Below are 2,777 nucleotides of genomic sequence, written 5' to 3' on the forward strand. Positions count from 1 at the left end.
GCCGGCCGAACCTTGCCAGGCTGGCCGCCGGGACGGCCCGCCACGCGCGCGGGTCCGATCAGCCCGGCAAGGGTTCGAAATCGGCCTGATCGGTCTTTCCCGCCGCGAATTTCAGCACGGCCGCAATCGCGCGAACGGTTACTTTCCCGTCATACGACAGGCACGCCCCGGCAGCCTCTGCACCGGTGGTCCAACTAAGGATAGATGACATGTCTCAGCCAGGCGATTTCGGGTTTGGCACCCAGATCCGCAAATCCCCCTATTTCGACGCGACGGTTCGTTGGGGGGCGACGGGTTTTTCGGTTTACAACCACATGTACATTCCGCGGGATTTCGGGGATCCGGTTCAGAATTTCTGGAACCTGGTGAACGACGCGATCCTGTGCGACGTGGCGGTCGAGCGGCAGGTCGAGATCACCGGTCCGGACGCGGCCAGGTTCACCCAGATGCTGACCCCGCGCGATCTGTCGAAGATGGCGATCGGGCAGTGCAAATACGTGCTGATCACCAATGCCGAGGGCGGGATCCTGAACGACCCGATCCTGCTGCGCCTTGACGAGAACCATTTCTGGATCTCGCTGGCCGACAGCGACATCCTGCTGTGGGCGCAGGGCGTCGCCGTGCATGCGGGGCTGGACGTCACGATCCGCGAGCCCGATGTCTCGCCGCTGCAGCTGCAGGGACCCAAATCCGGCGAGGTGATGCGGGCGCTGTTCGGCGACAGCATCATGGACCTGAAATACTACTGGCTGCGCCGGGTCGAACTGGACGGCATCCCGCTGATCGTCTCGCGCACCGGCTGGTCCAGCGAGCTGGGCTACGAGCTTTACCTGCAGGACGAGACGCGCGGCGACGCGCTGTGGGAAAAGATCATGGCGGCCGGAGAGCCTTTCGGCCTGAAGCCCGGCCACACCTCGTCGATCCGCCGCATCGAGGGCGGCATGCTGTCCTATCACGCCGACGCGGACATCAACACCAACCCCTACGAGCTGGGGCTGGACCGGCTGGTGAACCTGGACATCGAGGCCGAGTTCATCGGCAAGGCCGCCCTGCGCCGGATCAGGGACGAGGGCGTCGCCCGCAAGCAGGTGGGGCTGGTCATCGAGGGGGCGCCGCTGAATGGCCCGAACACGTCCTACTGGCCGATCCGGAAGGACGGCAAGACCATCGGCAAGGTCACATCCGCGGTGTATTCGCCGCGCCTGAAGCAGAACATCGCCCTGGCGATGGTGGCGGCGGAGCATGCCGAGCTGGGCCTGGAGGTTGACGTCGTCAACAGGACCGGGCTTGTCAACGAACCCGGAACGGAACGCGCGATCATCGTCGAGCGGCCGTTCTACGATCCCAAGAAGACGATCGCCGCCTCCTGATCCTCACGCCCCAGAGAGGGACCCCAAGACATGTCCGAACTTTCCATCCGGCTGCACTGGCAGCGCAGCGCGCCTGATCTCAAGCCAGGCAAGTTCTCGAACGCCCATGTCGTGCAGTTCGGCGACCGCCACAGCCTGCCGGTCGACGCCGCCCCGGACTGGGGCGGAGACGCCAGCAACACCAACCCCGAACAGGCGTTGGCATCGGCGCTGTCCAGCTGCCACATGATGACCTTCCTGGCGCTGGCCGCCAAGGCCGGGTGGCCGGTGGCGAGCTACGAGGATCATGCCGTGGCCCATCTGGGCAAGAACCCCAGGGGTCAGATGTCGGTGACGCGCATCGACCTGCATCCGGTGGTGCGCTTCGACACCGGCTTCACGGTCGATGCGCAGAAGCTGGCCGAGATGCAGGATCGCGCGCATCGCTACTGCTTCGTCGCCAATTCGCTTGCCGACAGCGTCGAGATCACCATCCTGTAGGCAGCCGAGGAAAGGCCCGAGCCCATGAACGAGATCCTGCTGCGCGACCTGGACGGCGACGGCGTCCTGCGCCTGACCCTGAACGACGCCCGGCGGCGCAACGCGCTGTCCGAGGCGATGATGGCGGCGCTTGGCGCGGCCCTGGCCGAGGCCGGCTCCGATCCGGCGGTGCGGGTGGTGATCCTGGCCGCCGACGGCCCGGCCTTCTGCGCCGGCCACGATCTCAAGGAGATGACCGCCGGCCGCGCCGCGCCCGATCGCGGCCGCGCCTATTTCTCCAGGGTGATGAGCCTGTGCTCGGGCGTGATGCAGGCGATCGTCACCTGCCCGAAACCGGTGATCGCCGAGGTCACGGGGATCGCGACCGCGGCCGGCTGCCAGCTGGTCGCCAGCTGCGATCTGGCGCTGGCCGCCGAAACCGCGCAGTTCAGCACGCCGGGCGTGCATATCGGGCTGTTCTGCTCGACCCCGATGGTGGCGCTGTCGCGCAATGTGCACAGCAAGCACGCGATGGAGATGCTGCTGACCGGCGACATGATCCCGGCGGCCCGCGCCGCCGAGATCGGGCTGGTCAACCGGACCGTCGCGCCCGATGCGCTGCGCGAGGCCACGCTGGAGATGGCCCGCAGGATCGCGTCGAAATCCAGCATGACCCTGGCGACCGGCAAGCGCGCCTTCTACGCACAGCGCGAGATGACGCTGGCCGAGGCCTATGACTACGCCTCGAAGGTGATGGTCGAGAACATGCTCGCGCGCGACGCCGAAGAGGGCATCGGCGCCTTCATCGACAAGCGCGCCCCCCACTGGCAGGACAGGTGAACGTCATGACGCAGAACCCCTACAACACCGATCTCGACCGCAACCCCGCAAACTTCCAGCCCCTCACCCCCCTCAACTTCCTCGAACGCGCCGCAAACGTCTTCCCCG

4 protein-coding genes are annotated in these 2,777 nt (G+C 66.5%); 3 read left to right on the top strand and 1 reads right to left on the bottom strand.

Going from position 1 to position 2,777, the window contains the following annotated elements; all coding sequences use genetic code 11:
- Positions 1 to 58: 58 nt before the first annotated feature.
- On the bottom strand, positions 59 to 211 hold the full coding sequence (locus L1965_RS15920; RefSeq protein WP_235757407.1) for a hypothetical protein: 153 nt from the start codon (positions 209 to 211) through the stop codon (positions 59 to 61).
- On the opposite strand from L1965_RS15920, the gene L1965_RS15925 reads away from it, so the two are divergent.
- Genes L1965_RS15925 through L1965_RS15935 form a run of 3 tightly spaced genes read left to right on the top strand, consistent with a single transcriptional unit; the run spans position 210 to position 2,669 of the window.
- A complete protein-coding gene (locus L1965_RS15925) occupies positions 210 to 1,370 on the top strand; it encodes a glycine cleavage T C-terminal barrel domain-containing protein (protein ID WP_235757408.1) in 1,161 nt (386 codons plus the stop codon). The genes L1965_RS15920 and L1965_RS15925 overlap by 2 nt on opposite strands.
- A gap of 30 nt (positions 1,371 to 1,400) precedes the next feature.
- Positions 1,401 to 1,850, top strand: coding sequence for an OsmC family protein (locus L1965_RS15930; protein ID WP_235757409.1), 450 nt, complete (start codon positions 1,401 to 1,403; stop codon positions 1,848 to 1,850).
- Between the two features lie 24 nt (positions 1,851 to 1,874).
- Positions 1,875 to 2,669 (top strand): enoyl-CoA hydratase, encoded by a 795-nt coding sequence (locus tag L1965_RS15935; protein WP_235757410.1) that lies wholly within the window; start codon positions 1,875 to 1,877, stop codon positions 2,667 to 2,669.
- The last annotated feature ends 108 nt before the right edge of the window (positions 2,670 to 2,777 follow it).

The organism is Paracoccus salsus, assembly GCF_021556615.1.
In the GTDB taxonomy this organism is placed as follows: domain Bacteria; phylum Pseudomonadota; class Alphaproteobacteria; order Rhodobacterales; family Rhodobacteraceae; genus Paracoccus; species Paracoccus salsus.